The sequence below is a fragment of the Butyrivibrio sp. YAB3001 genome (genome assembly GCF_900112195.1).
In the GTDB taxonomy this organism is placed as follows: domain Bacteria; phylum Bacillota; class Clostridia; order Lachnospirales; family Lachnospiraceae; genus Butyrivibrio.
The window spans coordinates 123,194-149,766 of sequence record NZ_FOKR01000009.1 but is presented as its reverse complement, the minus strand read 5'-3'; the positions used below and the strand labels follow the sequence as shown (position 1 = coordinate 149,766).

Below are 26,573 nucleotides of genomic sequence, written 5' to 3'. Positions count from 1 at the left end.
TTGTTCTGCACAGTGCGCTCCCATAATCCTACGTAACATTCAGAAATCACACCTTGAAGCAGCTTCCCCCGATAAATTCTCTGCAGATAGAGTTCTTTGGAAGCATCGAACTATCCACAGTCACAAAATAATCCAGGAACTTCAAAAGTCTTTTTGCCTCGTAATACTCCGGCTCATTTTTATTAATAGAGAAAAGAAGCGGTTCAGCATAAGGTTTTATTACAGCTAGCTCATAGATCTGCGCAGAATTGAACATTTCATCCGCATCCTCCTGGAACGGGAAAATATTTTCCTCTTCTCCGGCTCTAACTGACGCCCACATACTGATGGTTCTTTTTGCAGAAGCTCCTCTTGTCCTTGCATCTCTTACAATTCTGCGCAGAAGTCTTGAATCGGTGGTAGGGATTCGATTGTGATTATCAATGCTCAGTGTTGTAAGAGCGCTGATATAAATCTTAAACTTACTCTCAGCAGGAAGTGCATAAGACATCCGCTCATTAAGTCCATGAATTCCTTCGATAACAAGGACATCATTTTCACCGAGGCAAAGGAAATCACCGTTCATCTCGCGTTTTCCTGTCACGAAGTTAAATTCAGGCATTTCAACACGCTCACCGTTTAAAAGCCTTGTCATGTCATCATTAAACTGCTCCACATCCATAGCTTCCAGACATTCAAAATTGTAGCTTCCGTCAGGATGAAGCGGTGTATTTTCACGATCAACAAAATAATTATCAAGACTTATAGGATGCGGAACCATGCCATAGGTCCTAAGCTGTATAGAAAGCCTGTTGGCAAAGCTTGTCTTTCCTGAAGAACTTGGTCCAGCGATCATAATAAACTTAACATCCTTACGATCATGGATTTTCTTGGCTATTTCACCAATTCTTCGCTCCTGCAGCGCTTCCTGAACAAGGATCATCTCATTTATATTCCCTGCGCAAACCTGATTGTTAAGGTCGCCAACGTTGTCAATTCCCATTCTGCTTCCCCATTCGCTGGAGAGTTTCATAGTCTCAAACAATTTTTCCCTTGGCTCTGAAATGATGATCTTATGAGATTCGTGCCTTGTCGGCAATGTAAAAAGAAATCCGTCATGGAACTTACTTACATGGAAATTCTCAATATATGATGTATTTGGAAGCATGTACCCATAAAAATAGTCATAGAGATCATCAAGCTTATAAATATTGATCTCAGAGCTTCTCCTATACTTCAAAAGAGCTACTTTGTCAGTCATTCCCTGCTTTTTGAAAAGTTCTATCGCATCATCGAGCGGATACACTTTTTTTACAATAGGAATTTCCTGATCAATAAGCTTCTGAATTCTTTCAGATACCGCCTCACAGAAATCCTCAGTGACCTCCTGATTGCCTACAAGCGTGCAATAATAGCCGTTTCCGTTCGTAAATTCAATCCTGGTGCTAAGGTTCTTATCACCGCCCACATCTCTAACTGCCTTTATGAGCATCATTATAGCGGTCCTGCGCATGGTCTTATATCCAATATTGTCACTGAATGTAATAAACGAAAGCGTTCCATCATGTTTGACAGTCTTCATAAGCTCTCGTATTTTTCCATTAAAAATAACCGCAGCTATCCTATGATCAAACTGCGGCTGATACTCTTTTGCTATTTTTTCAAAGGTTATTCCTTTTTCGTACTCCTTGCTAACTCCATCTATAATTATAGTCGGCATATGAAACACCCCCTAATCAATCATGTATTATTGAATATAAAATGATGTAGGTGTCAAAAGTATCTTTTGACACCATTTGATATACGAATTGCTCCATGACTATCGTCATTCTCGCAATTCTACAAATATTCGGAAACCGCTAATTTACTGCGTAAATTGCTAATTCCTCATATTTGTTTGGGCCATAAAGTCAAAATGCTTAACATGCCAGCATGTACGCATTTATGACTTTTGGCACCTATATCATAAAATACAAGAATATATGCAAATAGCCCATTTAAAGTCGTTAATATTCACTCGCATGTAGCTCCAGTAAAATATTTACGCATTCATTCCAATTCAACTTCGCCGAAGGAATGCTCTAACTACTTATCTTCATATAAACAAAGCACTGACCGAATATCACTTAATTCTTTCTCAAGCACCTTTATTCTTTCCATGTGGCTGTCTTTATCAAGCGTTTCAAGAATAGACTTTGAAACCTCTTCTCCGTGCCTTAAATAATCCCGTAAAAGAGAACTAGCCTTCAATATATTATGTTCTCCAAAGCGGTTACATATCCTATTAGCGCTTTCTCTGTCGCAATGAGACATTTCCACCAGCTTATCAATAGCCTCGTTCAGGAATACATTTTTCTTTTCCTCAACAGGTGTTAAAAAAGCCACTCTCATAGGAAAATAGTATTTCCCATCCTCGAAAACGACTTCTTCATCCAGAATCACGAAGTTCTCAATGCGAAGATATTCTCTAAACTCGCAGATGTCTGACTGTGGTTGTAAAATTGCCTGCTTAAGGCCCAAATCTCTGACTCTTCCTTCCTGAAGAATCTTTATCATGAGCTTTCCACCCATTCCGGCTATTACAGCTGCATCAGCCTCATAAGGCTTGAGTTCTTTTAGCCCATCTGATAACCTGGTCGAAATCTTATCGCCAAGCCCAAATTCCCTTATATTATTCTCAGCTCCTGCAAGCGGTCCCTTTCTGACGTCCATTGCTATGGCACTGTTCGCAATTCCACTTTGAACCAGATATATTGAGATATATCCGTGGTCACAGCCTACATCAGCTACTAAAGCAGATGTAAGCTCTCCCTCGGAAAATATCTCTTTTCCCTTCAAACTACTGCTCTGCCCAAGCATATTTGCAATAGTTATCAGTCTGTTGGACATTCTTGCAGAAACACTATTATTTCTTTCATCCATGGCTTAATCAAGATAATCCTTTAACTTGCGGCTGCGGCTTGGATGACGAAGCTTTCTCAAAGCCTTTGCCTCAATCTGACGGATACGCTCACGGGTAACGTTAAATTCCTTACCAACCTCTTCAAGAGTTCTAGCTCTTCCATCATCAAGACCAAAACGAAGTCTTAGAACCTTTTGCTCACGCTCTGTAAGTGTTCCAAGCACCTCAACAAGCTGTTCTTTTAAGAGAGTAAATGCAGCTGCATCTGCAGGTACAGGAACATTATCATCCTGAATGAAATCACCAAGATGGCTGTCTTCCTCTTCACCGATAGGTGTTTCCAAGGATACAGGCTCCTGAGAAATCTTGAGTATCTCGCGAACACGCTCAACAGGCATATTCATCTCTTTTGCAACTTCTTCCGGAAGTGGCTCACGTCCAAGTTCCTGAAGGAGCTGACGACTTACTCTGATGAGCTTGTTGATTGTTTCAACCATGTGTACAGGAATACGGATTGTTCTTGCCTGGTCAGCAATAGCTCTTGTGATAGCCTGTCTGATCCACCAGGTTGCATATGTTGAGAACTTAAATCCCTTACGGAAATCAAACTTCTCAACAGCCTTGATAAGACCAAGATTTCCCTCCTGAATAAGGTCAAGGAAAAGCATTCCTCTACCAACATATCTCTTTGCAATGCTGACAACCAGACGAAGGTTAGCCTCTGCAAGACGTTTTTTAGCCTCTTCGCCTTCATATATAATTGCATTTAATTCTTTTCTTCTCTGAGGTGTGATTTCATTTTTGCCCTCATCATCAGCAAGTTCTTTTTCCGCATCCATTCCTGCTTCCATAGCCTTGGCAAGATCAATCTCCTGATCAGCACTAAGAAGCGGAACCTTACCAATTTCCTTAAGGTACATTCTTACAGGATCTTCTATACTGATTCCATCAGGAACTGAGAGGTCGATATTTTCCATGTCGACTTCTTCTTCATCATCCACATCTACCAAAAGCATGTCTTCATCATCAGGAAGAGTATCAATATCATCCACGTCATCAGACACTCTAAGTACGTCTATTCCTGAATTTTCAAGAACTTCAAGAACATTGTCAAACTGTTCCTCATTTAAATTAAGTTCAGCAAAGAAATCACAAATTTCATTGTATTCAAGAACATTCTTCTTTTTCTTTGCAAGGCTAAGAATCTCCTTAACTTTCTGTGCAAAGAACTCTTTGGTTGCCTCATCCAGATCGCCATCTTCAGACTGCTGTGCAGGCTCTGCCTTCGCTGACTTTCTTCCTGCCTTTTTGGGAGCCTTTCCTTCAGTTTCTGCTTTGGCAGCCTTCTTAGAAGCCTTTGCCTCTTTTTTCTCTACTGCATCTTCATCGAAGGTGTCTTTAGCCTCATCGGCTACCTTTGCCGAAAGCTTTGCTCCTGTTTCTTTCTTTGCAGAAACCTTTGCAGTCTTCTTTACCTCTGTTTCCTTAGTTGTTAATTCTTTCTTAGCCATTTTAATAATTTCCTTTTCTACTGTTTGCTTATTTTCAAATTATATGAACGATTTTCTTAATCATCAGGTGAAATATCTGCGTGTGCCAGTTTTTCAAGCTCTTTTTTCCCCTGAATTGTCTTTGTCAGAAATTCCGGATCATCCGGCTTAAGTTCACGCTTCACCCTTTCAAATCCTGCCTGCCTTACCCCAAGGATAATATCTCTGAAGGCCTTTCTTCGCTGATCCTTGGTCTCAATATCCACAAGATTTGTGTTAAACATCTCAGCTACCTTTGCATGCTGCTCCTCATCCGAAAAATGATTTAAGATAGCTGCCGGAGAAAAATTCCCATTATCCATTCCTTCGAACACTTCACCAGCGACTTTTCTATATAGATCGTCAGAAAAGTCCTCGGGCGTAACCCACTTTTTGACCTTAAAGAATATTTCAGGCTCATCTGTCAGCCAGGTAAGAAGAAGCCTCTGATTCTTTTTGGCTCCATCTTCCGGTTCACTCTTTTTTTGTATTCCTGATTCCGGTCGTTTGGCAGGTGTTACTCCTACGCCCTTTGCTGCCGTAATTGCCACCAGTTTGCGAAGGTCCTCCACTGGAATGTTATATTTAGCCGCTACTGCCGATGTGTAATTCTCACGCTCAAGCGCCTCCTCAAATTCACACAGCTTTGCGGCAATCTCCCTGTAAAATTGTGTCTTATCCTCGGGATCCGCCATATTATGACGGGATTCCATTATCCTTATCTCGAAGAAAAAAGTATTCTCAGCATTTCGGATTCTTTCCTCAAAAGCTTCTTTTCCCTCATTCTTGATAAATTCATCAGGATCTTTATGGGGCCTTAGATCAAGCACCTTTCCCTTGATCCCGACTTCCTTCAAAATGCCTATTCCGCGCAAAGCCGCCTTTGTTCCGGCCTCATCGCTATCATAAGACAAAATAACTTCGCTTGTATATCTCTTTAACAGCATTGCCTGTCCGGTTGTAAACGCTGTTCCAAGCGATGCAACAGCCATATTAAAACCTGCCTGGTGCATGGCTATAACATCCATATAGCCCTCACAGATTATCATGTATCCCGCCTTGGAATTCTTGGCGTAATTAAGTCCAAACAGATTTCTGCTCTTATCAAAGATCATCGTCTCCGGAGAGTTAAGATACTTAGGTTTACCATCACCCATAACTCTTCCGCCAAAACCTATGACCTTCTGCGCGGTATCCTGTATAGGAAACATAACTCTGTTCCAGAATTTATCATGAGTTCCATGTTTGTCATCAAAAGACGCAAGTCCTGCATCTATTATCTGACTGTCAGTATAGCCAAGGCTTTTAAGATGCCCCACCAAAGCGTTACTGGTGATACTCGCAAAGCCCAGTCCGAAATGTTTCATGGTCTCATCAGTCAGCTTTCTTTCCCTAAAATACTCCATGCCTTTTTGGCCTGCGGGACTTCTTAGCTGATAGTAATAATATTTGGCCGCTTCTTTGTTAATATCAAGAAGAATCTGTTTCTTTTCCCTACTTTTTCTTGCTTCGTCAGAATTATCCTCATCAGGAAGAGTCATTCCCGCCCTCTGGGCAAGCTGTTGCACAGCTTCGTAAAAAGTAAGATTGTCATATTTCATCAAAAAAGTAAAAACGCTTCCTCCGGCGCCGCATCCAAAGCAGTAAAACATTTGCTTGCTTCCTCCCGATACGCTAAACGAGCCGGATTTTTCATTGTGAAAAGGGCATAGTCCAAAATAATATGCGCCTTTTTTCTGTAGATGAACATATTGCCCTATAACATCCACAATGTCATTTCTTGAGCGAACTTCTTCGATGAATTCATCAGAATATCGCATATTTTACATTACTCCCCAGGATTTAGGTATATAGACCTCTTCAAATGCCGATACGGCATATCTGTCAGTCATTGAGCTGACATAATCGCATACCAGTCTTTCTTTTTCCACACCCTCATCCATCATTTTCTTTAAATAATCAGGTAATTTATCGATATGATCAATGTAATATTGATACAACATTTTGATCATAACTTCTACCTTTCCCTCCTGCCCCTTGGCAACGGGATTGGTATAAACTCTTTCAAACATGAACTTACGAAGCTTGTGAAAAGCATCATAAACTTCTTCAGACATTGTAATATCGTCTTTGCCGGTGCTGCTTAAAATAATATTATGGATAAATGTGTCTATCCATTCTCTGTTAGTATAGCCGATAACCTTCGCCAAAGAATGAGGAACATCACTCTCAACAAGTATTCCTCCTCTGATCGCATCATCCATATCATGATGCATATACGCTATTTTATCAGAGAGTCTCACAACTCTCCCTTCAAGAGTTGCCGGCCTAAGATTCATCTCATGGTTTAGTATTCCGTCACGCACTTCCCATGTAAGATTCATTCCCTGCCCGTAGTTTTCAAGCTTTTCCACAATTCTAAGACTCTGCTCATTGTGTTTAAAACCAAGCGGGCAGATTTCATTAAGCGCTCTCTCTCCTGCATGACCAAATGGTGTATGTCCAAGATCATGTCCAAGAGCGATTGCTTCAGCCAGATCTTCATTGAGCCTTAGTGCCTTTGCAATTGTTCTCGCATTCTGGGAAACTTCCAGCGTATGAGTCATACGAGTACGGTAGTGATCCCCATAGGGCGATAAAAAAACCTGCGTCTTATCTTTAAGTCTTCTAAAAGACTTGGAATATAGGATTCTGTCCCTGTCTCTCTGGAAACAAGGTCTGATGTCGCACGATTTTTCCTCTTTTTCCCTTCCTTTAGTGTTTCTGCTAAGAGTTGCATATCTGCTTAGAAGCTGTTCTTCGCGTTCTTCCATTTGCTCTCTGATTTTCATTATTGGTCCCTCGGCGATTTGCTTTTTCGGTAGCTATCCAATGACCAAAGAGTTGCCATGCAACTCTTTGTGCGCTGATGTGCGCAAGCTTTAGCTTGCATTTACATCTGCACATCAGTCGCATCCGCAGCGGAGCGTTATTATTTCATAGGAAATTCGAAGTGATTTCCTATGAAATAATAAAACCCATATCTTATATATTCGACATGGGTTTTAAAAATCCTTTTTTAATTGTAAAAAATTTTTAGAAAAGTTTTGGTAATTAAAATGTTTGAGAAATTTCTTTACAATTTATTGTTCCCAGCTGCGGGATTCATATTGCTCATTGATCCATTTCACCGCATTTTCAAGGCCTTCCTGAGAAACTTCAAAATGTTCCGAGGTCATAAGTGATTTATCAGTCTGACCATATGAATTAGGTTCAGGCCAGACAGTTGCCATAAGCGTCGCCGGTCCTCTTTTGTCTATAGGCGTGAATTTAACATTTTCCAGAGGTTCTCTTGCCAGTCTGTACCTCATTCCTTTATAGCTGCCAAAAAAAGCCTCGCCATATTCATAATGGCTCAGATTAAAAAAAGTATTAACCGGTATCAGCATAGAGTAATTGCCTTTCATTGTTATCTCAACTACAAAATAATTTTAATTGAATTTCTTAAAAAATGATGCAAGAGGTCCAACTGCATCCTGAAGATCCTGGATTGCCTTGTTAAGGCCTTCAAAATCAATCTCAGATATAGATGTAACAGCATCGGTAAGTTCCTGCGCATTCTGATCTACAAGTTTGTTAAGATTCTCACTTGAATCAGTTATGCTCTTTACCATCACATTAATGTCATCTAAAGAAGACTCAACATTCTGGGCTACTGAATTGATATGTCCCAATGTAGTCTCTACCTTTGGAACAAGTATCACAACCACTACAATTAAAACCGCAAGCATCCCCGCCATGCACAACGCGGATATCCTGTTGAAAAACAGCTGCTTTTTAGCAATCTTCACAAGTTCATCATTACCATTCATTGTCTTAACCTCATCCATAAAAAATCCCCCTTTTATTTTTGATGTAAAGCCTCAGCGAAATGTTTTTACTAGTGTGCTGGCTTGTTCATATTTAATCAAATGACGAAGTAGATCATTATTTCATAGGCAAGGATGATAAATCGCAGGCAATGCGGGCATTGTCAAGATTTTCAGACGTAGCATATGAAATTGAGATACAAGTTATTTGATTGAATATGAGCTAGACAGTACACTAGATATCTTCTTGTAAAACACAAAAAGCCTCAAAGTGCTGTTCATCACACTTTGAGGCTTTTACCATCGTGCGGAAGAAGGGACTTGAACCCTCACGATAAAACTATCACAAGATCCTTAGTCTTGCTCGTCTGCCAATTCCGACACTTCCGCAAACCGTCATCACTTCGTGACGACTTGTTTATAATAGCAAGAAATATATAAAACGTCAACAAAAATTTATAAACTTTTTTTCGTATATTTTTAAAATCCGTGTTAACCCCAGTAAAATTCTGCCTTTCCAGCATTTGAAAAGGCAGAATTTTTCTTATTTTCTCCCTTGAAGAACTTCATTTCTTCATTAAGCTGCTCTGCAATTTCTTTCAAACTGTTTGCTGAACCTGCAAGAGTTGTAACTGTAGCAGACAGCTCTTCCATAGGCATTTTTGAAATATTCTCGCGCGGATACATCAATAAAATCGCCGGTTCCTCTGGCAATCTGCATGCCCGTTGCATCTGTTATTGAAGTATTATCTCCATCCGCCAAAATGGCATCACATTCAAGAATTGTTGCCTGAACAGCATCATAAGGAATATTGCCCTCTCCCTTTACATAATTTATAATCGTGGGATTATCCGCAATACTCCTTATCATATTCATATTAGTAAGGACAATCTTCTGAAAATCACTGTTTATATACCAGACCTGCCACTCCAGGATATCCTGTGCATCCTTCATGGCCTTATTGGTTGAAGTTACATAACTTACAATCACTGCAACAATAAGCGGCACCGCAGTAACCAAAACCATTATTCCTATAAGTCTGGTTTTTATACTGTCCATAAAGCGGATATCACTTTTTGCAGCAGCTGCTTTTCCATCAGTATTCTTCGCCATAGTATTCCTCCGATGTATCGTTTTTTCAAAATACATATTGACATTATTACAATTGGATTATAATACTATCGCTTGAAATAATGGTGAAAAACAGCGCTTTTTAATATATTTTTAATTGTTATTAAGATATTTTATACTACTCAAACGGTTAAATAATATCTCTTACAATTTCATTTAAGAACATTTCATTATATAGAAATATATGGATTTCCTTTCTCGCGATTTTTATAAATATATTTTAACTCAGAAAGGATTTCTTCCCGGGCATATATTTTTTCATCATGACTTAAAAGAACTTTGGAAAAAGAAAACTCTTCAAGAACTGCTATTTCATCATGAAGAAGTGAAACATTATAGCCTCTCTTACTGCAGTAAAAAGAATCGCCAAGAACCAGATATTCATCATTTACCATGACGCATAACGCCCCTTTTGCATGACTGTTAGGTAATGGGACAATCCTTATTTTCACGCCATCATCAATCTCTATATTATTCTGCACCAAAGTTCCCCGCCCCAGGACCTTGTAAGAATAGTCACCTACAAACAGACATTCATCCGTGACATCTATTCTTTCCATATTCTTCATATGATCTGCATGAAAATGGGTGATAATGATTTTCTTTTTATCTATTCCGTCTATCAATCGGAACGCCGTATCATTGCTCCCCACGTCTACAATATAGGTATATTCTTTCCCTTTGATAAAATAGACATCCGCAGAAAGCGGGTCATAGCCCGGCTCCAAAATTCTAAAATAGTCATTAATCTCGCGCATTTAGATCATCCCCTAAGTATATGTAATCTCCCTTTTATAACGTAAAGAACAAGTGTTATCGCAGCCTTGATTCCTATATCCAATGCACCGAGAACTGCAAATTGAATTCCTAAAACCGCAATCATTTTTCTCCTATCCATGAAATAGTTGTTACACTTTTACGGTAAAACTTATCAACTATTATTGTAACCTATATTAGCGAGAAATCGTATATCTTTACTCTATGGCATGAACTCTATTAATCGTAGAATGTGATAATTGTGTGATATACCTTTTGATATATTGATATCAGAAACGAGAAAAAACAAAAATCAAACTACCAGGAGGTACGAAAGAAATGTCCGTTGGAGAAATCATTGCATGCTACACAATCGATGCTGTAATAATCAGAGCTGCAGAGCTCAAGAAGAAGGGAATTATTACAGAATTCATAGAAAACTGCTCTCTTAGAGTAGTAGAGGTTGCATAAAATATAGAAAAAAGCTTCAAAGTGTCGCTCAGTAAACACTTTGAAGCTTTTTTATTATTTTACCATTGTAAACTCAATAACCTTCTTGTTTTCTCTTTCAGCAAGGAGTTTATTAAGTTCTTCCTGACCGCCTGTGAAATCAACAGTCTCACCATCAAAGGTGTTTTCCTGTCTTGTAAAGCCTGTAATCTCATTTGTTCCGGTATCTACGCCATCTGTGATATAGTCTTTCATCATAAGTCCGCCAAAGTCAGCTGATATGAAATAAGTCTCATAGCTGTGATTAGAACCTGCATAGAGAATGCCATCTTCAAGTCTTAAAGGATATGCAGAACCAGCACCTGAAACAAGAGAAAGCTGTGTTACTTTTCCATCCAGAATGCCATAAATTGAAGCTTCACAAGCTGTGTTGTCAGCCTCAAACACAAGATCAGTTACCGCAAGGTATTCTGCATCACTTCCATAAAGCTTGATATACGCATATCCCTGTCCAGGTGTTAACGCTGCGATAACATCATCATATGAGTCAAAAGATGTCTTTCCTGCCTGTTCCTGAAGGAAATCGCTTGGCATATCTGTAAAGCCTTCGTTTTCCGGATTGTACATCTGCTCAGCAACCGCCTGGATATCAAAACCATCAAGGTCAGTTGCAGCCACAGAAAGTGAATAAGCTATGCCAATCTCTATATCATACCATGTGATCATATCAACATATCCAGTGTCAGTAACAGCACGATATGTCTTACCGGTCATATTTCCTTCGCCCCAATTTGCCAGCGTCACTTCATCAGGGCCAACAGTCCAGTCAACATAGTTTCCGGCAATATCAGCATCTTCAGCAGCGCCCTGCTGTGCTCTTGCTGTAAAACTCATATCATCAAGCGTAAAGCTAAGCTGTACAAGTGGCCCCAGATATTTTTCAGGATCACCAAGTTCTTCACACATTGACCACTCCTGATTAGTAGCTCCATCAGGTGCCTTGAAGAGCCTAAAACACTTTTCCTTTGCTTCTTCCTCAGTGATAGATACCCAAGGATTAGCAATTCCTACAGTTTCTTCCTTTGCATCAGCACTATCGCTTGCCTCAGCAGTTGTCTCCTGAACATTTTCTGCCGATGTTTCTTCCTGAGTAGTTTCGGAAGATGTAGCCTCCTTTGCAGCTCCACAACCCGCGATCATACCAACAGTAAGCGCAAACACAGTAGTCAAAACAACAATTCTTTTCTTCATAATATTTTCCTCCTCATATGTTTTCATCTTATAAAATCGTAATACATTTTGTGTACCGAAAATATTAAATAACTATTAAATCGTTTAAGTAGAAAAACAACAACCCTGTGCTGCTCTTAACTACAGTCCCTCTTTCGCACTACGAAAAAAGGACCAACTCATCTGAGTTGATCCTTTTTTGTAGTGCGGAAGAAGGGACTTGAACCCTCACGATAAAACTATCACAAGATCCTTAGTCTTGCTCGTCTGCCAATTCCGACACTTCCGCATTTCTATGCTTCAATAATTAAAGCACTCAAGTTTTTCCTGCCGCTTTGCAACTAAGTGCAGGAGAAGGGACTTGAACCCTCATGTTGTTGCCAACACATGGACCTGAACCATGCGCGTCTGCCATTCCGCCACTCCTGCGAGCGACAATATGTATATTATCACAACCTTGTTAGTTTGTCTACATAAAAATCAAGTTTTTTTAAAATTTCTGAAATTTCTTTATAACGTGTTGCCATAAACGCAGCTGCAATGCCCATTACAGCAGAAATTATATCACAAATTATTTTTTCAAAACCAATCCCTGCTGACAAAAAAATACTAAAGCAAACCAAAAATCCCATTATCATAACAAGCATTCTTACAAGTTCCTGATGAATAACTGACATTTTCAATTGCAGATTTGTTTTTTCATCCTGAATTTCTTCCTCTGACAAAACATCATAATCCAGTTTTTCAAAATGTTTTAAATATTCCCTGAATCTTTTTTCCATAATGCCCCACCATATTATTAGTGTTATGATGCAAAGGTAAAATGTAAATTTTGACCTTTACTGTATACCCATTTCTACCCGAACAGTAACTCCTCTTTTACATATATCTCTCGCTAGTCTTTTAAGTGTGCAATAACAATTATACGCTTTATCGGCAATCCAAATCAAGAGCATACCTTATAATCCATTAACCAGTTAGCTCATTCACGCGCGACTTCATCGATGAAATTAGCACAATACTAAATTATTCCTATCTGAACATTAAACATTCACATTTCACAAATTGTAATAAGCTCCAAAAGTTCCTGATTAACCTGATCATTTTTTAAAATAGCGCTTTCAATATCTATTTCTTCCTGATCCGGCGCGCATTCACCGCAGATATCAATACCTACAACATCCCCTGAATCAAGTACTTTCTCCACAAAAAGCTTCATCTGCTCAAACGACATTTCTCCCTGGTCCCAGTTGGTAATAATCTCATCACGGGATAAGACATCCTTATCTATAGAAAGATATACCGGAAACTGTGTTTGCGGCAAAGCTATACTCTCCGGTAAAAAAATATCGCTTATTTCATAAAAATGTCCTCTGTTTCGATCTTTTTCCTCCAGTGCAGCTATAAGAGAAAGATCTGCGCCAATAACGTGAATATCGCGAACATATTCATTTTTCTCTATAACATCAAGCACCCATCCTCCACAAGATAATATATCGCCAAACATCGGAGCCTGCATATCGGGATGATGATCCAGCACCACAAGCGAAAAAGGAGTCTGTACCTTTTCAAGAAGTATTGCCGACATATAATGATAGTTGCCGGAATCGATAAAATGAATCTCATCGGAACCAACACTATTTTTCTCAATAATGCTTCTGATACTCTCTCTTGCAGCATCGTCACACATACAATTTGTCCCTGGAATATCGCTACAATCAATTTCCAAAATCTCTTTTTCAATTGCACAAGACAGAATATCGCTCGCGAAACTCTCTCGCCGAGCACAGCCTAATTCATGCAGCATTTTCCTATCATGCGAGCTCACATCCCTAAACGAACTTGTTTCCATTCCATAAATAGAAGAGCTTTTATCAATATGATAAAAGCTCTCATTTTTGTAGATACCTGAAAAATTAAATATGCTTACTTTTTTCTTCATTATCAAAAATCACCTTGCAAGATCCGCCAAATGAACTATCGCATCCTCGGCTATAACTTTCTCAGCATGCTCTGCGATAAACATTGCCTCCGGCGAATTTACTGTAAGAAGCTGTGAGTATTCAACTCCAGCCCTACGCATCTCGTAAATAATGCCCTCATCAGATGACATCAGTCCGACATGCATATAATACCTTCCTTTATGTTTATAAAGAATGGAATCAACAATCGGAAGTCTCTGAACTACTTTTGAAAACCGCTCTGCCTCATTAAGCTCATTAAACTCAACCATATATCTGGCATATTCAGATAATGGCTGATATTTTGCCTGTGGGCCTTCAGGCATCATCTCAAATTCAGCATCTCTTCCGTAAATCTTATTTATTGTCTCTGTTACGTTGGTAATAACCTCGTTGAGAGCAACACCTTTTTCTCTTCCTGTCTTGGACTTAATCTCGTCCACTCTCTCCTGAGTCAGCGTCTTAAGGATAGTCTCAGCTGCCCCGCGTATACGGTCTGTTGCTTTTTGAATATCTTCATTACTCATCTTAACGGCAAAAATACGAACACTGCCATCCATCATCATATTCTTGCTCATCATCATAACCTCTGTCTCAGGGTTATAATCAAGCTGCTGTCCAACTTCCTTGTTGAGCTGTGCAAAGAACGATGTAGTGTTCTCAGCGCCTTCTATGACTGCCTCGGGAGTAAGCCCAATCTCATGAAGTTCTGATGCTGCGATACTACACTCTACAGTTGTTGCGTTCATTTTAACTATAATCACTATGCATCATCTCCTCTCCCTGGAATTCATTACTCCTGTTATCAACCACATTATATGATAAATGATTAGCACTGTCTAGCGTCGAGTGCTAATGAGAGAAATAATTTTGTAAAAAAGCTGAGTCTTTTATGTATTTTCTCGATTTTATTATAATTCCAATATCCTCCAAATGACATTAAATAAATAAAAAAAAATTATAAAAACCCTCATTTTCTTATATGTTCACTTTTCTTTGCAGCTTCAATGACATCAGGCACAGATCCTATCTCTGATGCTTTACCTGTTGCTTCGCAACGGATAGTCACGCGGTTTGCGCCCCCGACAGTACAGGTAAAAAGAGTAAGTCCCCAGTCTCCTGCTTCCATCTCATCCACATCATAGGCGCCAAGTGTCTCAATATTCGCAACCTGATAATAAAAGCTCTTTCCATTCATGTCAGTAACTATAACTTCGTCACCACTAGAAAGCTGATTGAGGTTTCCAAAATGCTCAGGATAGTTGTGTCCTGCAATTATCAGATTATCCTCATAAACAGAGCCCATATATCTGCAAACCGCATATCTTGCATTTTGCTTGCTCCACTCACTCTGAACAGGTAAAAGAAGTCCAAGAGAAGGAACCTCAACAGTTCCTATAAAACTATGCCCATCAACATCCACAACAGGCATATCTCCGGAATCATTTGCAAGAACCTGCCCGGGCATCTGATCAAGAACACCTTCAAGCATCTCCTCAGATGCGCCCCCAGCAGCTGCTGATTCATCCATATTATGCTTTACAAGAACAGCTGCGCTTATGATCAAACAAGCTCCTATAAGTATCAGTATGTATCCATTTATTCTTTTCATGATATAATCCTCAAACTAAAAATATAAAAGCCCCATGAAATAAATATCACAGGGCTAAATTTATAAGTCAACTATATAATCATTTCTCTTTTGCCGCATTCTTACGGATTCCTGCGATAATAAAAGCGATTCCGGCTATCACAAGTATCGGAAGAGGCCACCACAACTGACCTGTCTGCGGAAGTCTTCTTGCACCGAGAACTGCAGGAAGATCAAGATTTCTTATCGCTCCCAAAACTTCCGGAAGCTCAGGTATTCTTGGTTCTTCTGGAATACGTGGTTCTTCGGGAGTTCTTGGTTCATCCGGGATCAAAGGCTCAACATAAGTATTGATGAGTCTATACGTCGTTCCGTTCACTGTAAGTGTAGTGGTATAAGAAAGATCCCCTTCAACATGCTCTGCCATAGTCCATTCATGGCCTTCTTCATATTCCCAGGTGTATTTCCAGTTATTATCCACTCCAAGCTCAACTGTATCAAATTCATTTCCATCACAATATATGGTTACTGTAATCTTTGATGGTCTGAAAACCTCATATCCTGTATCATCCCATACCTTTAATAACTCATATGATATCTCATGAGGGAAAATAGTCTTTTTACATTTAACCGTACCGATTACATAATATGCTGAGTTTGTCCATTCACCGTTGTCATCAATGCCGGGTACAGAAACCACAAATGATGAGAATGCATATAAACAATCATCGATTTTCTGTGAAACATTTCCAACAAAATACAGTCCAAGATCAAGATTATCAAAATGTGCAAGACCACTTTCATCAGTAACTGCAGAAGCTGTCGGTGCAACATTATTATAATAAATGTAGCCTCCTACTGAGGTAGCGATATCTTTCCATGACTCCTGATCGGTTATCTTATTGATATCTGTAACAGGAAAATCACTGATATTGGAATAGCTGTCAAGAAGTGTGTACTGTCCTGAACTATTGATATCTGCAATCTTATATATGCTTACTGTCTCACCCGATATAGAAACAAGCTTATCAGAATCTTCCGCCTCAGCGCACTGATAAGTGAGGGATAGATCTCCTTTTTGCGATACATCGATAAGATCTCTTGCATTGGCTTTAAGCGACATACTCATTGATAGCACTATAAATGCCATCAATAGAATATGCATATTAAATTTTGGTAATAAACCGGTTCTTTTCATAAGAATTCCTCATTTTAACGGCTTACCCGCAGATTTGTGCCTGCGTTTAAACCATTTGGACGTAACAACTAAATAGATTATAAATGCTATAAGCAGCATCGGAGCTGCTATAAAAGGCGCCACCATCAAAGGCGTATATCTCGTTGCATCCGAAGGCACAATAAGTTTTGTTTCTTCATTATAATCAACACGCTTCCCCCTAACTAAAAGCCTGTGGGTATTGACACCATAGGGTGTACAGGTAACAAGCGTGACATATTCTTTTCCATCAACAATTGCCAGGTCATTTGTTTCTTCCGGCAAAACAATGTTTATCTGATCTATCTGATATGCAAAAGTCTGATCTAATATATGTAACAGAAATGTATCTCCAACTATCATCTGGTCCAGGTCTGAAAAGAGCTTTGATGAAGGAAGTCCTCGATGTCCTGATAGTATCGTATGTGTATTCTTTTCTCCCGTAGGAAAAGAAGTACCTTCAAGATGACCAATACCGACCTGCAGGACCGATTCCTGCGTTCCATGATAAATTGGAAGATTCACTCCGATATTTTCAATTTCAATGTAACCGATAATTCCGGTTCCTGTTGGATTAAGTATGCTGTTATATTCTTGTAGTTCTTCGTCTGTTAACTTAAAACGAAGGGGCTGCTCGGCAAGTTTTTCATTATACTCATTTGCCGCCTGCCATATCTTTGAATAATCTTCTTTTGAAATATTTCCAAGCATTTCTTCGTAGTCGGATATTACTCTACTCTGATTCTTGGAATTTATATAATTACTCACTGACGGATATAGGAAAATAACTATTCCCACCAGAAAAATCAAACCGAATATTATATTGGGTATCTGCTTTTTTAGTTTCTTACTCATTTCGTTAAAAAAATGCCTTGAATCTTAATCTGTATCTCCGAAAGAATACATTGCAATAGCTGACACATATTCATCTATTCAATGATTCTTTCGGAAAATACAGTAAGTTTCTATTTATCCCCAAGAAACAAGATTCAAATTTTATTTCTTATTTATATTTATCTCTTTTATTCTGACTCACCCAAAACTTTTATCTTTTTATTCTTGCTCTATAGCATAGAAAGATTTCAAACTACATACTTCCCCAAGTACATATAGATTCTTCACACGCTTTCAAGCAATCTTATCGCTGTTTCAGCCTTTTGCCCCTGATATCATTTATATCAGTCAGCAATAGCCTTTCTGCGAAGCATGAAGAATGCAACACCTGCGATTATAAGCATTCCGCCAACAACATAGAAGATTGTTGTACCAACACCACCTGTTGAAGGAAGAATTGAACCTGAATTGTTGATAATTGAAAATGTTGTAAGCTCCTTATTTTTTATCTCTGTATCATAATTAATATCACATGTTTCTCTCTCATTAAGCTTGTTGTATCCTGTAGGAGCAACTTCCTCCTGAAGGTAATATTCCTTTGCTTTAAGACCAATTACTGTAGCAAGACCATTCTCATCTACTGCAATATTATCGCCGTTTGGCTTCTCTGCTGTAAGATCTTCTTTACTTGCAACACGGTAGATAACTTCACCATTATCCTTCACTACCTTTATAACAGGGATCTGCTTTCCGCCTTCTTTTGAATCCCAAAGTGTGAACTCAGCGCCTGTAAGTGTCTTTGTTGTATTGCTTCCGTCAACCTTCTTGATCTTAAGGCCAAGTGTTACAACGTCAACTTCCTCTGTTTCAGAAGAACTGTAGTTATCATACTCAATATGAGCTGTGTTAGTTTCTTTTACAAGTACAACTGCATTCTCATTTACTGTTGCTGTATAAGTAAGAACAATGTTCTTTCCACGGTTACCATATACTACATCATAAGGGATTTCTGTTACATAAACATTTTTAGCATCTGTTGATGTTCCAGCTGTCCATGTCAATTTTTTAACCTCTGTATCATCAACTTTTACTACTATTGACTCATTTTTTGTATCAAATGTAAGACCCTTTGTTGCTGTATCAACTACCTTGATAGGCTTTTCATCTGCAACGTTCTGAGGAACATTAACTGTAATTTTATAAGTTACAACTGTGTTGAACATCTCAACATCAATCTGATCATCAATCTTTGTAACTGTAGGATATGTGTTCTTTTCGTTGATTTTTACGTCACCAACTGTCTGAACTGCAGCTACTGTACCAAGGCTTGAAACGATAAGGTAATATCCAGGATCAAGATTTTCAACCTTAGCTGTTCCGTTAGCTGACTTAAAATCACCATGTTTTACTGATGCATGTCCCTTAATTGCGTCATCATTAAGCGCCTTTGCAATGTCTTCGCCTGTAATACCGTCTTTTGCAAGCTCAATATTCCAACGGCTTCCTGATGCAGTTGAAGCAGCAGTTACTTTGAAAAGGTTTGTGCCTTTTATAAGATCTGCAAACTCGCCATTTGTTACATAGTAAGCTACAGTAGAATTCTTATCGTTGGTCTTATCAATTGAAAGAATATCTGCATCGAAAATCTTATAATAATCATAAGTAATAATCGGTGCTTTTTTCTCATCGTATGGTGCATCCTGATTAGCATTCTTACTGTCAATCTCGATACTTGACTTAATTGTTGTTGTAGCATCTGCTGTGCTTGCTGCTCCTGCAGTTATCCCCATGGAAAAAATCATAGTTGCTGCAAGAATTCCTGTTAGTAGTTTCTTAAATCCTTTCATTTTCCTCTCCTTTTGAATCTTGTCTTTTTGATTAAATATATTGCTTAAAAATCGTAATGATTTATAAACCGAAGTTCTCTCCAGTTTAGTTCACAGCATCATTTTCTTTCTTCTTGTAAAAAGAAATCCGATAGCCGCAAAAACTGTAATTATAATGCCTGCAGTAGTAAATGGAGCTGTTCCGCTGCCTCCTGTTGATGGAATGACATTTGTACAAACCGCCCTGTTTGTTATGGTAACAACACCATAGCTCTTTCCTGTTGAATCTATTCCAAGGACATATCCGGTATCGATATTGCTTTCATTGTCTACCGTGATCTTGCCCTGACTATTACCATCAATAGGCTGTCCACCATTTACAGCATAGGTTACATGATATGTCTTCACGTAACTGTCAGGCTCTTTTACGGTGTATTCATACAAATTACCATGCTCATCTGTAATAGGAAGTCCTTCCTTAACAAATGTCCAATTGTTATTCTTGGATAACTGAATATTACCGTATGCATGCCAAGGACCATTATTTACTCTCTGCCAGATGATCAGCGTGAGCGGTGAATGTTCAGCTGAATCAATATTTCCATCAGAATCAAGCCAAACCTTGTTAACTGTCACCTTGCCTGAAAGAGTATTGTTAAAAGCAACTTTGTCGACTGAGCCCTTAGTGTATGTCACAGTGAAATGATTGTCATACTTCTTTGACGTATCAGGTTTTCCGGTAAGTTCCAGATTACATTCAGCAAGAACATTATTAAAATCCTCATCATCTGAATAAGTTACTTTTGCACCGAGATAGTAGAAATCTTCAAGTAATGTTGTGGTCTTGGTATATTTAGCATATTTGGTCAGATTATCTTCTGTATATGTCTTTTCGAACTTAGTATATTTCTCCTCAACATCAACTCTCAGATAATAAACTGACTCATCGTAAGTAATTCCATCTATTCCTGTAGCAACCTCAGTTATCTTGTAATAATAATTTCCTTTAAATCTGTATGGTATTGACTCAAACTTTGCTATTGCAGTATAAGAGCCGTTTTCATTTCTCTTGGCATCAGCTGCTGTAACTATTGCTGTATCGCTTCCATAAGGCATCGGCTGCGTCTTAAGTGTAACCGGATTATCCTCGGAATCCTTAGCGTAGTAAGCTATTGGCTCTAGCTTAAAAGTAAAAGAAAGATTTTCATCCCATACTCCGCCGCTAAAGTTTTTGGTTACCTGTATTGGTCCAATAGGAATACTGTAATAGTTACATACCTGAACCGTAGCTACAGCACCGCCTACTTTTACATTTGATGGAGCCTTAACACTGTGGTTAGCTAAGTCTACAGAGAATACCATTCTCCTGTTTCCACCACCTGTTCCATACTCCCAGGCGCCTTGCACTTCCTCATCCCAAGTCACATCATACTTTGTAACTCTGGAAAGATTTGTCTCTTCAATGACTGTGCTTAAGTTATTTTCCTCGCTGTAACTAAAGGTCAATCCGTCTGCAACCTCATCAACTGTATACTCTCCAACCGGAAGATCAAGGATTGTCCACTGTGCACTCTGGTTGTAAACAACAGAAAATTCCCTGCCTGTTGGTGCATGAGTGTTTGCATCATACTCCTTGGCTTTTTCCTGACCAACGTCACCTGCTTTACCTGTAAATCCCTTAACGACTATATAGTTTTGCGTAGCATTATTGGTAAGCCTGAACTTGACATTTGATAAAAGCGCTGTTCCTGTGTTATTGCGCACAAAGCCTGAACCAAAGTCATTAACTACCATCTTATGGATACGAAGCCACCCTGTTCCTGTGTTATAGAATCCAGCTTTGCTTGAATCCATCGCGTACTTTGATTGCTTTGTGATTCCCCATATATATCTTGGGATATCTGCCGTGCCTTTCTTTCCTGTAGCTCTTACCTCAATCTCCTCATCCGTAGGCTTTAATCTGTAATAATATGCCACCTGATTTGGAGTTCCAATGTACACTACTCTGACTACAATATAACTGTCATCTTTTGTTATCTTTATTCCTGAAGAATCATCATTTTTTATATCATTCTCATTGATAACGAAGTAAACACTGTCATTGTAAATGTAATTATTATTGTAGTTAAAGCTAAATGATATATCCTCGCCTACATTAGTAAGTGAATCTGTCAAAGTCTCAAGTCGATTATTTTTTGCATCAACGACCTTAACAGTAAATGTAAACTTGAAATCACCGGGATCTCCATTATTCAAAAACTTGTGAAGAGATATTCCGACGCTTCCCTTCGTAGTAGTGTTATTAAATGTAGGAATTATATCCCCGTCTTTGCTGTAATACTTTTTAGTGCAAGCTTCGTCAGTGAAGTACTCCGGAGCACTCACCTGATAATACATATGCTTGGTAACTTCATTCATCTTCTTCATTGTGACAGTTACTTTTGCATAATATACAGTCTTATCGGCCGTATAAGCATTACCCTGCGAATCTGTAGCACCGCTGCTCTCTACGATCTTATAAACAAAGGTCTCGCTTGCTCCCTCATAACCTATTGATGTGTATTGATAATTTGACTTATCATTACCTTTCTCACCACCATATGTAATTGGTGTGAAAACAATATTATGAGGAGTATCTGCGCTGTTGCTTACAGTCTGGATTTCTTTCCATCCATCCTGAGCACTCCAATCCTTCTTATATAAAGTAAACTTAAATCCTGAAGCTGTAGCGAACTCTCCGTCAATATTCTTGTAAGCCTGGAACTGAGCTGTTCCGCTTATCTGTGTTACTTCTGTGTAGGTGTTATGCCACTCACCGCTCTCAATTTCTACAGTAGGGAATGCAACCCATCCTCCACATGTTGAATAATTGACCCACTTGGCATTCTTCTGGCCTGAAATGAATACGCCTACTACACCACCGGCACTTTCAACTTCTGTAGCATTGATAAAGTTCCATATAATTGTGCGGCTCACTGCGCTATATTGGTTTGAACCTGCCATAGTATCAGAACCAAGCAGTTCACCAGAATCAGTACTTACTGAAAACTTCTGAATCTTTACTGTAGGTGAAGCCGTAACATTAAATACTATTACCTGGTCTGAATTCTTATAAATATGAAGCTTGTCTGAATTATCAGCCGTGTTAGTTCGGGCTATGTTGCCCATTTCTACGTCATCCAACGATACGTAATATGTTCCCGGACCATATGACCTTATATCAAGGTTGTATTTCTGACTTTTTGTATCATATACAATCTTTGCTGTAGCTTTTCTTGAAGCAAGATCGCGAGATGCCTCTCTTACGTACACCATCATGTCTTCAACTAAAGAATCAAGCTCATAGGTGCTATATGCAGTATCAAACTTAAGATACCAATCGCCTGACGCATGTGTGATCTGCTTGGTATACTCAGCCGGTATCATAAAGTAGGCCGGGTATCCTTTGATCTGGAAGTTACCCTCAAGCCTTCCTGCTATGAAAGTCTGCTCAGCAGGGTTAGTAAGATCGTTACCTGAATGAGATGTGGTATAAGCATTCTTTACTGCAAAGTTTGTCTCAGATTCTCCGATATAGAGATTATCTGCAACCATACCAAAGTTCACAGCATCTCCAAGAACTGTCTTAAAAGTATCTGTACCTGCATCGTGCTTCTGGTAAACAGTAACCGCGTATACAGAAAAGCTCTCAGAACTAAATTCAACCTTCTCTTCGTTTTCAACTGCTGCTGATGCATCATTCAAAGGTTTTACTTCAATGTCATCAGCTGTAATCTCAGTTGCCTCTTCAGTGCTGCTGATTTCATTTGATTCTTTTACTTCTTCTTTAATAGGAAGGTGAAGCACTGTAATCTCTTCCTCTGCAGAAGCTGCAAGATCAGTAGTAAGCTGATTGTCCTTAAACTCAATGCTTATGCTGACTTTTCCCTCTGAAGGCTGGATTTCTTTTCCCTCATACATGAACGCGATATCAAACATGAGTGTGTTGCTGTCATCGTATTCATTTGTGCCTTCAAGGCCTGCCTCATCGGCTATCATCTGAGCATTATCATTTAATGCATTAAGGTAAGCATCGTAATTGTAATTAGTAGATTCCGAAGTGATCTCAGTAACCTTAAATTCAATTCCTTCAGGGAACAGTCCCTTTTCATTGGTTACTGCTGTTACTGTCACCTTGTCATCAGAGTAAACAAACTCTGTCTCTTCAGAAGCCTTTATATAGGTAAAAGAAATCTCGGCATCTTCTCTTGTCTCAAGTTCCTGACCATCTTCTGTAGTAAAGATGTATCCGCCTACAAGCTGGTCTGTGGTCTCTTGAGTTTCATTTTCTGGTAGAGCCTCGTTTCCAGCCTTAGCATCGTTGCCTTCACTGGTATCTACAGCTTCATCACCAGTCTTTTCAGTGTCAGCTGTCTTTCTATCTTCGTTTGTTGCTTCCTTGCCAGATGCGTACTGATCACCATTTTCTGTTTTTGACTTCTTATCAGAAGATTCACCATCTTTGCTGTCATCAGATTCTGCAGCAAGTTCTTCTTCATCCATGAAAATAGGTGTTATCTTTGTAACATTCTTTTCATCATATACAGCACCGGTGTAGAAATAACCATCAATGTTCTCTGCTGTATCCTTTGAAATTGAGAGTTCTTCAAGAACATTAAGTTCTGACGCTTCTGATATTTCTTCGCCATTCTTGTCAACATATCTTGCTGTAAGCTTAACTGAACTTACTTCTTTTTTATCTTTTTCTTCTTCAGCAGATTCTTCCTTGCTATCAGAAGTATAGGTAAGAACTACTGTCTTGTTTTCTTTAATAGAAACTACGCTGCCATCCTCAAGAGTTACTTCGTAATATCTGTGTTCCTCTTCATCCCTCTTGACGGTGATAACTTGAATTATTGTTTCATCGATGGTTGCCTGCTTAAATGTATATTCGTCAAGCTTAGGTGCTTCGCTTTCAAAATCGAGACTGTCTGAAAGACTAATCTCTTTTTCATCCGCAATACTATTTCCATCCTCATCTACATAGGAAACAGTAAGAACAACATCCTCTAAAAGCTCTATATCCTCAGAAGATAATTCTTTTTCTTTCTTGTCAGAATCCTTTTCCTCAGATTTCTCTTCCTTTATCTTCTCTTCATCAGTCTTCGTGTCTTTGGATTTTCCATCCTTAGACTTCTTATCCTTAGATGACTTCTTGCTATCTTTATCTTCGGAAGTATCCTCTGAATCAGCTTCATCCTTAGCCTCATCTTCTTTTGAAGATTCATTGTCGGCTTTTTCATCGTCTGATGACTTATCTTTGTCAGCATTATCACTCTTCTTATCTGATTCAGAAGTCTTTTCATCTGATGCGTTATCTTCATCGGATAACTGCTCATTTGCTGCATCATCAGAAGCTTCTTTAGAAGAATCATCTATGCTTTCATCAGTACCTTTAGATGAATCTTCCTTATCCTCTCCGGATTCAGAAGTTGCATTATCATTACTCTCTGAAGTTTCAGAGCCTTCACTTGCACTTTCTTCAGCCTGTTCTGCAGATTCCGATATTTCTTTTTCCTCTTCATTTTCAGCAGCTGATTTATTCATCTGTTCGATGAGCCCCTGTTCAAATTCATCATCTGCTGTCTCTAGCACAAGACCTACCTGCTTAGCACCATCTTCTGTCATAGCTGTCGCAGGCTTGTTTAGCATATACAAGGTTACTGTTCCGGTAAAAATCGAAACACATAATGCAAAGGCAAGCCATCTCCTGTTGTTACGATGCTTCTTAATGTAGTTTTCTGCGCGATTCTGATCTGTTTTGCGCATTCCCATTACCTCTAAAATTTATTTATCCCAACAAACTTTTGTTACGATCAAAGTCTTCCGCATGCCTTAAACGGAAAAACTCTGAAGATTACTTTCCCGATAAGCTGCTCTTTTGTTACACAGCCCACCACGCTTGATCTTGAATCTATCGAAACGTTTCTGTGATCTCCTAATACAAACCACCTGTTTTCAGGCACCTGATAAGGAAAAGTTATATCAGTAGGATCCAGGCTTTTATCAGATGCATAGCTTTCTTCAAGTGTTATTCCGTTTACCGAAACATTTCCGTCTGCATCAATATCGATCCAATCCCCCGGTGAACCGATTACTCTTTTTACCAATACCTTGTTGTTATAATAAAAAGCTAAAAGCTCTCCAACCTCAAATTCCTGACTGTTCTGTGCTATTACTATCTGCCCTGTCTCAAGGGTTGGCGTCATGCTGTCTCCCGTAACCTTTAATACTGTAAGGAAAAAGCTTGAGATCAGCACTGCAAGCGCCGCCACAAAAACAACTACTAAAAGAGTGTTTCGTAGAACATTTCTATATTCTTTTTTGTTCTTCTCCCTCTTAAGCTCTTTTTTTAATGCTTCCAATGAGGGCTTTTGTAACTTCTCTTCACTCATCTTTTTTCTTTCTGGTGCGTTTTACAGGCTTACTGTCTGCATCTTTAGAACTGCTTTCTTTAGTAGAAGCGCTGTTTGATATTTCACTGACAGGCAGATCTGCTGCCGTCATCTCAGCTATTTTTTTAAGCTGAAGCGCCTCTGCTCTCTTAACCTTTAATTTGCTCTCCTGAATTTCCTTCATAAGAGCCTTGTACTCTTCTTCAGCACTCTTTTTAAGAGTGTTGACATAAAGATCTGCAGCCTTCTGTGCTGATTCCATTATTCCGCCAAGCTGTATTGAAGCTTCAGCAAGGGATTGTGAGTTTTCTATCTTAGTAAGCGCGTCATCAACCTGCTGCTGCATTTCATTCTTTTCTCTGGTAAGTCTTGCCTTAAGTCCTGCAATATCTTTATCAAATTTCTGCTGCATAAGGGCTTTTTGTTCGTTGAACTTGGCTCTCATCTCAGCTTTCTCATCATCAAAGCTTTTCAGCATTGCAGCTCTTTCTTCCGCAAATTCATGCTGCATCTGAAGTTTTTCTCTTTCGAGCTCTTCCTTGAGCTCTTTTTCATGCTGCTTGGCTGCCTCTGTCTCCTCCGAAAATGAGATCATCATTTCCAGAAGCTCAGCTCTGCTAAGCTTTTTAAGATTTATGTCTGCCATTTGTTTCTGTCCTAAATTACGTAATAAGAAAGGGGTATTCTGCATGAAACATAACTATGCAGAATACCCCTCCAGTTAAAAAACTGTTTAAGGCAAATGCAAAGCTACGTCAGTCGCAAAAGAAATAACTCCCTGTAACATGACCACATTACCAATGTGATCCGTTCATCCTTGAACTACCGCGCACTTTAACTTCTCAAAAAAAATAACCGTCTGTTTAATCACTAACAGGCCGGCCA

The 26,573-nt window shown here is 39.0% G+C and carries 21 protein-coding genes and 3 tRNA genes; 1 reads left to right on the top strand and 23 read right to left on the bottom strand.

The features are described 5' to 3' along the window. Positions 1–46: 46 nt before the first annotated feature. The 10 genes from BM086_RS11245 to BM086_RS11200 form a co-directional block, all read right to left on the bottom strand. Positions 47–1,699: a nucleoside kinase gene (locus tag BM086_RS11245; RefSeq protein ID WP_092326465.1), complete on the bottom strand. Its 1,653-nt coding sequence runs from the start codon at positions 1,697–1,699 to the stop codon at positions 47–49. A gap of 365 nt (positions 1,700–2,064) precedes the next feature. After that, positions 2,065–2,901 (bottom strand): class I SAM-dependent methyltransferase, encoded by an 837-nt coding sequence (locus tag BM086_RS11240; RefSeq protein WP_092326462.1) that lies wholly within the window; start codon positions 2,899–2,901, stop codon positions 2,065–2,067. Positions 2,902–2,904: 3 nt separating this feature from the next. Then, entirely contained in the window at positions 2,905–4,131 is a 1,227-nt protein-coding gene (rpoD, locus tag BM086_RS11235) for an RNA polymerase sigma factor RpoD (RefSeq protein ID WP_092326520.1), read from the bottom strand. Positions 4,132–4,448: 317 nt separating this feature from the next. After that, positions 4,449–6,230, bottom strand: coding sequence for a DNA primase (gene dnaG / locus BM086_RS11230; protein WP_092326459.1), 1,782 nt, complete (start codon positions 6,228–6,230; stop codon positions 4,449–4,451). Positions 6,231–6,233: 3 nt separating this feature from the next. After that, the gene (locus BM086_RS11225) at positions 6,234–7,241 is read right to left on the bottom strand and encodes a deoxyguanosinetriphosphate triphosphohydrolase (RefSeq protein ID WP_092326456.1); all 1,008 of its coding nucleotides are present in this window, start codon (positions 7,239–7,241) and stop codon (positions 6,234–6,236) included. A gap of 291 nt (positions 7,242–7,532) precedes the next feature. Then, entirely contained in the window at positions 7,533–7,856 is a 324-nt protein-coding gene (locus BM086_RS11220) for a hypothetical protein (protein WP_242952176.1), read from the bottom strand. Between the two features lie 24 nt (positions 7,857–7,880). Beyond that, a complete protein-coding gene (locus tag BM086_RS11215; protein ID WP_092326453.1) occupies positions 7,881–8,279 on the bottom strand; it encodes a hypothetical protein in 399 nt (132 codons plus the stop codon). 285 nt (positions 8,280–8,564) lie between these two features. Further along, positions 8,565–8,648: transfer RNA gene (locus tag BM086_RS11210), tRNA-Leu, on the bottom strand. 187 nt (positions 8,649–8,835) lie between these two features. Continuing rightward, positions 8,836–9,372, bottom strand: a complete 537-nt coding sequence (locus BM086_RS11205; protein WP_092326451.1) for a hypothetical protein — start codon at positions 9,370–9,372, stop codon at positions 8,836–8,838. A 188-nt stretch (positions 9,373–9,560) separates the two neighbouring features. After that, a complete protein-coding gene (locus BM086_RS11200; RefSeq protein ID WP_092326448.1) occupies positions 9,561–10,148 on the bottom strand; it encodes an MBL fold metallo-hydrolase in 588 nt (195 codons plus the stop codon). 337 nt (positions 10,149–10,485) lie between these two features. On the opposite strand from BM086_RS11200, the gene BM086_RS21615 reads away from it, so the two are divergent. Next, positions 10,486–10,617 carry a hypothetical protein gene (locus BM086_RS21615; protein ID WP_255367806.1) on the top strand — a complete coding sequence of 44 codons (132 nt, stop codon included), beginning with the start codon at positions 10,486–10,488 and terminating at the stop codon, positions 10,615–10,617. A gap of 54 nt (positions 10,618–10,671) precedes the next feature. On the opposite strand, the gene BM086_RS11195 is transcribed toward BM086_RS21615, so the two are convergent. The 13 genes from BM086_RS11195 to BM086_RS11135 form a co-directional block, all read right to left on the bottom strand. Next, on the bottom strand, positions 10,672–11,847 hold the full coding sequence (locus BM086_RS11195; RefSeq protein ID WP_092326445.1) for a hypothetical protein: 1,176 nt from the start codon (positions 11,845–11,847) through the stop codon (positions 10,672–10,674). A gap of 184 nt (positions 11,848–12,031) precedes the next feature. Next, positions 12,032–12,115 (bottom strand) — tRNA-Leu (locus BM086_RS11190). Between the two features lie 57 nt (positions 12,116–12,172). Then, a tRNA-Leu gene (locus tag BM086_RS11185) sits at positions 12,173–12,255 on the bottom strand. A 20-nt stretch (positions 12,256–12,275) separates the two neighbouring features. Continuing rightward, the gene (locus tag BM086_RS11180; protein ID WP_092326443.1) at positions 12,276–12,608 is read right to left on the bottom strand and encodes a hypothetical protein; all 333 of its coding nucleotides are present in this window, start codon (positions 12,606–12,608) and stop codon (positions 12,276–12,278) included. 269 nt (positions 12,609–12,877) lie between these two features. Continuing rightward, complete coding sequence (locus tag BM086_RS11175; RefSeq protein WP_092326440.1) at positions 12,878–13,768, bottom strand: arginase family protein; 891 nt, start codon at positions 13,766–13,768, stop codon at positions 12,878–12,880. 9 nt (positions 13,769–13,777) lie between these two features. Next, positions 13,778–14,551, bottom strand: coding sequence for an adaptor protein MecA (locus tag BM086_RS11170; RefSeq protein WP_092326437.1), 774 nt, complete (start codon positions 14,549–14,551; stop codon positions 13,778–13,780). 206 nt (positions 14,552–14,757) lie between these two features. Further along, a complete protein-coding gene (locus BM086_RS11165) occupies positions 14,758–15,399 on the bottom strand; it encodes a sortase (RefSeq protein ID WP_092326434.1) in 642 nt (213 codons plus the stop codon). A gap of 79 nt (positions 15,400–15,478) precedes the next feature. Further along, positions 15,479–16,576: a Cna B-type domain-containing protein gene (locus BM086_RS11160; RefSeq protein ID WP_092326431.1), complete on the bottom strand. Its 1,098-nt coding sequence runs from the start codon at positions 16,574–16,576 to the stop codon at positions 15,479–15,481. Positions 16,577–16,585: 9 nt separating this feature from the next. Continuing rightward, a complete protein-coding gene (locus BM086_RS11155; protein ID WP_092326428.1) occupies positions 16,586–17,449 on the bottom strand; it encodes a class C sortase in 864 nt (287 codons plus the stop codon). A gap of 323 nt (positions 17,450–17,772) precedes the next feature. Next, positions 17,773–19,275, bottom strand: a complete 1,503-nt coding sequence (locus BM086_RS11150; RefSeq protein ID WP_092326425.1) for a SpaH/EbpB family LPXTG-anchored major pilin — start codon at positions 19,273–19,275, stop codon at positions 17,773–17,775. 90 nt (positions 19,276–19,365) lie between these two features. Next, on the bottom strand, positions 19,366–25,062 hold the full coding sequence (locus BM086_RS11145) for a Spy0128 family protein (RefSeq protein WP_175560228.1): 5,697 nt from the start codon (positions 25,060–25,062) through the stop codon (positions 19,366–19,368). A gap of 47 nt (positions 25,063–25,109) precedes the next feature. Next, positions 25,110–25,688, bottom strand: coding sequence for a signal peptidase I (lepB, locus tag BM086_RS11140; protein ID WP_092326420.1), 579 nt, complete (start codon positions 25,686–25,688; stop codon positions 25,110–25,112). After that, complete coding sequence (locus BM086_RS11135; RefSeq protein WP_141107737.1) at positions 25,681–26,334, bottom strand: hypothetical protein; 654 nt, start codon at positions 26,332–26,334, stop codon at positions 25,681–25,683. The genes lepB and BM086_RS11135 overlap by 8 nt, the downstream gene beginning before the upstream one ends. Positions 26,335–26,573 lie beyond the last annotated feature (239 nt).

Excerpts from the sequence above, each read along its gene's own strand:
- BM086_RS11245 (WP_092326465.1), bottom strand. The coding sequence starts at position 1,699 with ATGCCGACTATAATTATAGATGGAGTTAGCAAGGAGTACGAAAAAGGA.
- BM086_RS11240 (WP_092326462.1), bottom strand. The coding sequence starts at position 2,901 with ATGGATGAAAGAAATAATAGTGTTTCTGCAAGAATGTCCAACAGACTG.
- dnaG (WP_092326459.1), bottom strand. The coding sequence starts at position 6,230 with ATGCGATATTCTGATGAATTCATCGAAGAAGTTCGCTCAAGAAATGAC.
- BM086_RS11225 (WP_092326456.1), bottom strand. The coding sequence starts at position 7,241 with ATGAAAATCAGAGAGCAAATGGAAGAACGCGAAGAACAGCTTCTAAGC.
- BM086_RS11220 (WP_242952176.1), bottom strand. The coding sequence starts at position 7,856 with ATGAAAGGCAATTACTCTATGCTGATACCGGTTAATACTTTTTTTAAT.
- BM086_RS11215 (WP_092326453.1), bottom strand. The coding sequence starts at position 8,279 with ATGGATGAGGTTAAGACAATGAATGGTAATGATGAACTTGTGAAGATT.
- BM086_RS11205 (WP_092326451.1), bottom strand. The coding sequence starts at position 9,372 with ATGGCGAAGAATACTGATGGAAAAGCAGCTGCTGCAAAAAGTGATATC.
- BM086_RS11200 (WP_092326448.1), bottom strand. The coding sequence starts at position 10,148 with ATGCGCGAGATTAATGACTATTTTAGAATTTTGGAGCCGGGCTATGAC.
- BM086_RS21615 (WP_255367806.1), top strand. The coding sequence starts at position 10,486 with ATGTCCGTTGGAGAAATCATTGCATGCTACACAATCGATGCTGTAATA.
- BM086_RS11195 (WP_092326445.1), bottom strand. The coding sequence starts at position 11,847 with ATGAAGAAAAGAATTGTTGTTTTGACTACTGTGTTTGCGCTTACTGTT.
- BM086_RS11180 (WP_092326443.1), bottom strand. The coding sequence starts at position 12,608 with ATGGAAAAAAGATTCAGGGAATATTTAAAACATTTTGAAAAACTGGAT.
- BM086_RS11175 (WP_092326440.1), bottom strand. The coding sequence starts at position 13,768 with ATGAAGAAAAAAGTAAGCATATTTAATTTTTCAGGTATCTACAAAAAT.
- BM086_RS11165 (WP_092326434.1), bottom strand. The coding sequence starts at position 15,399 with ATGAAAAGAATAAATGGATACATACTGATACTTATAGGAGCTTGTTTG.
- BM086_RS11160 (WP_092326431.1), bottom strand. The coding sequence starts at position 16,576 with ATGAAAAGAACCGGTTTATTACCAAAATTTAATATGCATATTCTATTG.
- BM086_RS11155 (WP_092326428.1), bottom strand. The coding sequence starts at position 17,449 with ATGAGTAAGAAACTAAAAAAGCAGATACCCAATATAATATTCGGTTTG.
- BM086_RS11150 (WP_092326425.1), bottom strand. The coding sequence starts at position 19,275 with ATGAAAGGATTTAAGAAACTACTAACAGGAATTCTTGCAGCAACTATG.
- BM086_RS11145 (WP_175560228.1), bottom strand. The coding sequence starts at position 25,062 with ATGCGCAAAACAGATCAGAATCGCGCAGAAAACTACATTAAGAAGCAT.
- lepB (WP_092326420.1), bottom strand. The coding sequence starts at position 25,688 with ATGAGTGAAGAGAAGTTACAAAAGCCCTCATTGGAAGCATTAAAAAAA.
- BM086_RS11135 (WP_141107737.1), bottom strand. The coding sequence starts at position 26,334 with ATGGCAGACATAAATCTTAAAAAGCTTAGCAGAGCTGAGCTTCTGGAA.